This is a genomic window from Mucilaginibacter lappiensis, from assembly GCF_900155965.1.
Classification (GTDB): Bacteria; Bacteroidota; Bacteroidia; order Sphingobacteriales; family Sphingobacteriaceae; genus Mucilaginibacter; species Mucilaginibacter lappiensis.
In genome coordinates, this window is sequence record NZ_FTMG01000018.1 from 141,799 (window position 1) to 148,429 (window position 6,631).

Sequence of the window (6,631 nt, forward strand, 5' to 3'; positions counted from 1 at the left end):
TTTTCTTTTGGCACAAAGCGTGGGCGGGGTGTGTCGACGCCACACGCCAGTTTGAGTTACACTCCAAAAGAAGAGAGTCGGCATTGGCCGACTCTCTTCTGATAATTCGTGAAATTCGCCCAAATTTGGGCAATCCGTGCTTGTCTATTTTATAAATAACAGTTCCCTGAATTTTGGCAGTGGCCACAGGGTGTCATCAACCAGTTGCTCCAATTTATCTACATGGTAGCGAATAGGTTGGAAAAATGATTTTACCTTTTCGTCATAATCAATGGCACGTTGGCGTAAATCTTCAATCACATTGGCTTTTTTGCGTTCATTAACCATTTGCTCCACGTTGGTTTTAATAAAGTTAACGTGTTCGGATATTTTGGTGATAATGTCCAGTTGAGCGGCGTAAGTATCAGAGCTTAAACCAAGATCCTTGAGTCCCTTCACGTTTTCGATCAGTTTGGACTGATAGGCAATAGCCGCTGGGATGATCACATTCAGTACCAGCTCGCCAATAACGCGTGCTTCTATCTGGAGTTTCTTATAAAAGGCATCCAGCAAAATTTCATGACGGGCATGCGCTTCGCGAGGGGTGAATATGCCGGTTTCTGCAAAAAGGATATCGGTTTTTTCAGACAGCATAGCATCCAGCGCTTTTGGCGTGGTTTTAATGTTGGCCAGGCCTCTTGCTTCGGCTTCTTTTTCCCAGGCATCGCTATAGCCATTGCCCTCAAAGCGGATGTTTTTGGATTCCTTGATGTATCTTTTAATCACCATTAACAGCGCCAGATCTTTTTTCTCGCCTTTTTTGATCAGTTTATCTACATCATACTTGAATTTTTTAAGCTGATCGGCAACAATCAAGTTTAATACCGTCATTGGGCTGGCAGAATTTGCCGACGAACCCACGGCACGCAACTCAAACTTATTACCGGTAAAGGCAAAAGGCGAGGTACGGTTACGATCGGTATTATCGGGCAATATCTGCGGAATCTTAGGGATGCCCTGCCAAAGCAGGTTATCTTCTTTGATCTTTTTGCTAATTCTGGAGGTTTCTATCTCGTCCAGTACATCATTCAACTGGCTGCCCAGGAAAATAGAGATAATGGCAGGAGGAGCTTCGTTAGCACCTAAGCGATGGTCATTATTCACCGAGGATATAGATGCCCGCAGTAAGTCGGCGTGCTCATAAACCGCTTTGATAGTATTTACAAAGAAGGTAAGGAACATCAAGTTGTTCTTGGGGGTTTTGCCTGGCGATAGCAGGTTTTTACCTGTATTGGTTATTAACGACCAGTTATTGTGTTTACCCGAACCATTAATACCGGCATAAGGCTTCTCGTGTAGTAATACTTTAAAGTTATGGCGACGGGCAACACGGTCCATCACGTCCATTAATAACTGATTGTGATCAATGGCCAGGTTTATTTCTTCATAAATTGGGGCGCACTCAAATTGCGAAGGAGCAACCTCATTGTGGCGTGTTTTTAAAGGTATGCCTAGTAATAAAGCCTCGGCTTCCATATCCTGCATGTATGCATATACACGTCCAGGTATCGACCCAAAATAATGATCTTCCAGTTGTTGGTTTTTAGCCGATATGTGACCAAACAACGTACGGCCGGTTAAGTACAGATCTGGACGCGCATTAAATAAGGCGATATCAACCAGGAAATATTCCTGCTCGATGCCTAATGAAGCATTTACTTTTTCAATGCCCTTATCAAAATAATGGCAAACATCTACAGCGGCTTTATCTAAAACACTCAGCGCTTTTAATAGAGGTACTTTATAGTCCAGCGCTTCGCCGGTATAGGATACAAATACGGTTGGTATACATAATGTACGGGCCATCAAAAATGCAGGTGATGATGGATCCCAGGCAGTATAACCACGGGCCTCAAAAGTATTGCGGATACCGCCACTTGGAAAGCTCGACGCGTCTGGCTCTTGTTGCGCCAATGCATCGCCCGAAAAACGCTCGATAGCGCCTCCGTCGGCAGTGGGTTCAAAAAAAGCGTCATGTTTTTCGGCAGTGGTGCCGGTAAGCGGCTGAAACCAGTGCGTATAATGTGTTGCTCCTTTACCCAATGCCCATGATTTCATGGCGGCAGCAATTTGCTCGGCCAGGTCGCGTGGAATTGGTTCACCTTTTTCAATAGAGTTAATGATGCCCTGGTAAGCTTCGGTGGAAAGATATTCCTTCATTTTCTTTTTATCGAAAACATTGGCGCCAAAGTAATCTGAAATTTTTGAAGAAGGTGGTTTCACTTCGGGGATGGTTCTGCTCAGAACGTCCTGTAGTGCTTTAAATCGGATGTTAGACATAAGATATGAGGTTAAAATAAAGGTCAACTTTCAAAAATAGAACTATCATTTAAAATATGCACAAAAATTAAAGGAAATATGATGTGAGTAGCCGATGAACCTAAAAAGATGAATATCCTGAAAAATGCTCTTTTGATGCCTTTATTTTGGCTTAAATTGAATTTTTAGAAGTTTTTCCTCTATTTTTTACTCTAAAAAAACAAAAAATAGAACTTTTTTCTGAAAAAAATCTAAAAATTTTCCATTGAAAGAATTTATATCGATTTATTAATGAATTAAATTTCAAAATCATCAAAATTTAGTGCATTTTTTACTTTTGATTTACAATTTTCATAAATATTGCATTTGTTAACGTTATTTTATCGTTAAAAATTTGTTATTATTAAAATAACTACATAATTTCAGAAAATAATTTACAGAAACATCGTAATTATTGTATTTTTTATAAAATTATCAATAATTAAAACGTTAAAATTCAGAATTTGTGAAGATTGATGATGTTTTTGTTGGATTTTAACCCCGCAATCAAGCTTAATTATATAAACAATCAAACTAAATTAAACTTTTAAAAACAATCAAACTAAATTAAAGACAAATGAAAGTAAGTTCAACAAAACACAACCTCCTGAGTGCAGTCCGACAACTGTCACGTGAAAAATGGGCGCTGGGAGCCACCATTTTAACAGGAAAGATGATTGGTTTAGGGCTGGTATTGGTAGCCATGATCAGTTTGCCTGGCTTATTAGGCTCATCTGCTCACGCTGCCGACACTTATACCGCTCATGAAACAGCACTCATCAATACCGTTAATACGGTATGGACGCTGGTTGCTGCATTTTTGGTTTTTGGCATGCAGGCGGGTTTTGTGATGCTTGAGGCTGGCTTTGCCCGTAAAAGAGAAACGGTTAACGTTTTAATGGAGTGTATTTTTGATACATGCCTTTGCGGGTTATTGTTTTATGCAATAGGTTATGCCTTTATGTTTGGTAACGGTAATGGTTTTATTGGCTGGGGTGGCCTAGGCGCCGATGGCAAAACCATTACTAACTGGTTCTTTTTACAAAACACTCCGGCTACTTATGGTGCAACCGGTATTCCGCTTTTGGCTCACTGGATATTTCAGTATGCCTTTGCCGATACTTGCTCAACCATTGTATCTGGTGCCATGATCGGTCGTACCAGTTTCCGTGGCGATATTTTATACAGTATAGGTATTACAGGCTTTATTTATCCAATAATTGGTCACTGGGCCTGGGGTCCGGATGGTTTTTTGGCTACCATGGGAGCTACCGGCGGTTTCTTGCCAACATTAGGTCAGCCTTTCCGTGATTTTGCAGGTTCAACTGTGGTGCATACTATTGGTGGTGTGGCTTCATTGGCTGGCGCTATGGTATTAGGCCCGCGGTTAGGTAGAATATTTGCCCGTGATGATAAAGAAAAAGGCGGATTACCTGCCGGTCATAACTTATTGGTAGCTGCCGTAGGTGGTTTTATATTATGGTTTGGCTGGTATGGTTTTAACCCGGGATCAACCCTGTCTGCAATGGATATGCAGGGTATTGGCCGCGTGGCTGCTAACACTACTCTTGCTGCCTGTGCCGGTGGTTTTGCCGCTATGCTTGCCGCGCTATGGTGGGGGCCAACAAAGGGTAAATTTGATTTGGCCTTTACTATCAATGGATTTTTAGGTGGTTTGGTTGCTATTACCTGTCCTTGTTATTGGGTAAGCCCACTTGGTGCTATTTTGCTTGGCGGTGTTGCCGGCTTCGTAGTATTTGCAGGTGTTTATATTATTGAGTATTTCCGTATCGATGATCCGGTTGGTGCGGTTTCAGTACACGGTCTTGCCGGTATCTGGGGTACTTTGTCATTAGGTTTATTTGCATCTGGCCAGTTTGGAGCCACAGGCCCAACCGGTGCAGACAATTCAGCCCCGGTTGCAGGCTTGTTTTACGGTGGTGGTTTTGGCGTATTGAAGGCCCAGGCTATAGGTAGTTTTACTATTACGGCTTCGGTGTTTATTGTAACCTTTGGGATGATGTACATCCTGAATAAATTGCCAAATCCATGGAAACTACGTATCGAAGAGCACGGTGAAGCCGGTTTAGGTGGTATCGATGTGTTTGATCACGGTATCGAGGTTTACCCAGCCCAGGAAGAAGAGATCAGCTTAAGCGGTCTTTTTGATAATGGGGTTAAATCGACTTCTGAAGTTTAAGAACGAATAAATAACAATACAGATCCCCGGTCGGGGATCTGTAATACCTTGTGTGGTTGGTGTGTGGCTTTAATGCAATGGCATCGCCAACTGCACAGGGATTTTTTATGCCGACAATAAAGGATCCTGTAAGGTAATAACTATTTGTATATCAGTGTTTTAAATCAAAAAAATTAACAAACCAAATTTATCAACAATTAAATCGTTATCATGAAAAAAACAGCTTTACTATTATGTTTCTTTTCTATCGCGGCTTTTACAGTGAAAGCACAGGACACCACAAAAACTGCAGCGCCGGATCCGCCATTGACCATTACCGGATCGGTTGATGCCTATTATAAGTATGATTTTTCTAAGCATGCTAATATACCAACCAGCTTTGCGTCTGATCAGAACTCGGTTTCGATAGGTATGGTCGATCTGGGTTTGAAGAAAAAGGTAGGCAAAGCTTCGTTTGTGGGCGAATTGTCTTTTGGTCCGCGAAATGATCAGTCAATCCCAAACCCGAATTACCATATCCAAAACCTGTATGTATCATACGATGTTACCAATCAGTTTAACTTAACCGCAGGTTACATGGCTACATTTGTTGGTTATGAGGTAATAGCGCCATCGGGTAACTATAACTATTCAACTTCGTATCTGTTTACCAATGGTCCGTTCCAGAATGCGGGTTTAAAGGCCACTTATGCTTTTTCTGATAAAGTAAGTTTAATGGCCGGTATTTTTAATAACTACTGGAATGCTTATTCATCATACAGAACCGTAGGCGCTAGTACTACAACATCTGGTGATGTATCAACCTTTGGCGCTCAATTGGTGGTAACCCCGGTTAAAGGCTGGACTGCTTATCTGAATTTATTAACCGGCTCTTATTCCGGAACAGAGTTTGATTTGACCACTGCTTACCAAATAACCGATGCCTTTAAATTAGGATTAAACGGCGCTACTTTCTCTGCTCCGCATGATGGTGGTGGTTTTAGTGGTGTAGCCTTATATCCTCAGTTGGCAGTATCAAAAATTGTGAGCTTTGGTTTACGTGGTGAGTACTTTAAAGTGAAAAACGATGGTGGTGATGTAAAAGCGATCACCGTGACTTCTAATATCAAGGCCGGTCCGCTAACGCTGATACCAGAGCTTCGGTTTGATAACAAGAGCGATAAATTCTATGCGCCTTTTGTTAACAGCAGCGGCGTATCAACCAATAAAGCTTCGCAATTTGTGTTAGCCGCGGTTTACGCATTCTAAAGAAAATAAATTTCAATTCTTTTTGTAAAAGCCGTTCCTATTACCGGGACGGCTTTTATCTTTGGGTTCTTGCTCAACTTAATAAAGTACAAAATGAAAAATATATTGATAGCACTTGTTTGTGTGTTGTTTGCGAAAAGTGCTTCGGCTCAAAAAGATTCGCTGGCTTTTGATGAAAATGATAAGTATATCTATTATCAAACGGTTGCCCAGGAGGGCTTGAGTGCAGATACTTTGTATAGCAGGGGACTTTACTTTTTTAAGTCGGCCTATCCTAAAGATAAACTAAAGCTATCAACTGCCGATAAAGCGCAGGGTGTGCTGGTAGGCAGCAGTGGTTTCCTGGTATCAAAAAAATCATTTGTGACCACCCATGAAGATGGCGAGATAACTTATACACTGCGTGTTGAGGTAAAGGATAATAAATACAGGTATTGGTTTACCGATTTTGTATATGTTCCTTATCAGCGCAACCGTTACAATGTTTATGAGCCTATGCCGGGTGTTACTATCCCTATGGAAAAAGCCAAAGATAAACTGGATAAGCGCGATGTTGCGGAGTTTTTAAACCGCATATTGCTGAATAGTCGTAAAGTGGGCGGGGTGCTGAAATCATACATGCTTAAAATATCAGCTTTACCTAAGGAGCAGAAAAAGATCAATAAAATATCGACCAAGGAGTGGTAGTGAGTAGTTTTGAAAGAATGACGAACAATTTAGGAAAAAAGTAAATTGATTTTGTCATTCTGAGAATTAAAATCCGGGGCCTCTGTAGGTTGCAATGACAGCTGGATTTAAGGATTTATTGGTTTAGAAGAATTATTTTTGGGAGTCGCGCAGTGTGGC

General features: G+C 41.2%; 4 protein-coding genes. 3 read left to right on the top strand and 1 reads right to left on the bottom strand.

The features are described 5' to 3' along the window. Positions 1 to 144: 144 nt before the first annotated feature. A complete protein-coding gene (locus tag BW976_RS25295; protein WP_076377807.1) occupies positions 145 to 2,319 on the bottom strand; it encodes a glutamine synthetase III family protein in 2,175 nt (724 codons plus the stop codon). Positions 2,320 to 2,914: 595 nt separating this feature from the next. Between BW976_RS25295 and BW976_RS25300 the strand changes: the two genes are divergently transcribed. From BW976_RS25300 to BW976_RS25310, 3 genes are all read left to right on the top strand, one after another. Beyond that, positions 2,915 to 4,537, top strand: a complete 1,623-nt coding sequence (locus BW976_RS25300) for an ammonium transporter (RefSeq protein ID WP_076377809.1) — start codon at positions 2,915 to 2,917, stop codon at positions 4,535 to 4,537. Positions 4,538 to 4,747: 210 nt separating this feature from the next. Beyond that, on the top strand, positions 4,748 to 5,785 hold the full coding sequence (locus tag BW976_RS25305) for a porin (protein WP_076377811.1): 1,038 nt from the start codon (positions 4,748 to 4,750) through the stop codon (positions 5,783 to 5,785). 93 nt (positions 5,786 to 5,878) lie between these two features. Next, a complete protein-coding gene (locus BW976_RS25310) occupies positions 5,879 to 6,472 on the top strand; it encodes a DUF4468 domain-containing protein (RefSeq protein ID WP_076377813.1) in 594 nt (197 codons plus the stop codon). Positions 6,473 to 6,631: the final 159 nt, after the last annotated feature.

Bases quoted from the DNA above. Each gene is read 5' to 3' on its own strand.
- BW976_RS25295 (WP_076377807.1), bottom strand. From the start codon at position 2,319: ATGTCTAACATCCGATTTAAAGCACTACAGGACGTTCTGAGCAGAACC.
- BW976_RS25305 (WP_076377811.1), top strand. From the start codon at position 4,748: ATGAAAAAAACAGCTTTACTATTATGTTTCTTTTCTATCGCGGCTTTT.
- BW976_RS25300 (WP_076377809.1), top strand. From the start codon at position 2,915: ATGAAAGTAAGTTCAACAAAACACAACCTCCTGAGTGCAGTCCGACAA.
- BW976_RS25310 (WP_076377813.1), top strand. From the start codon at position 5,879: ATGAAAAATATATTGATAGCACTTGTTTGTGTGTTGTTTGCGAAAAGT.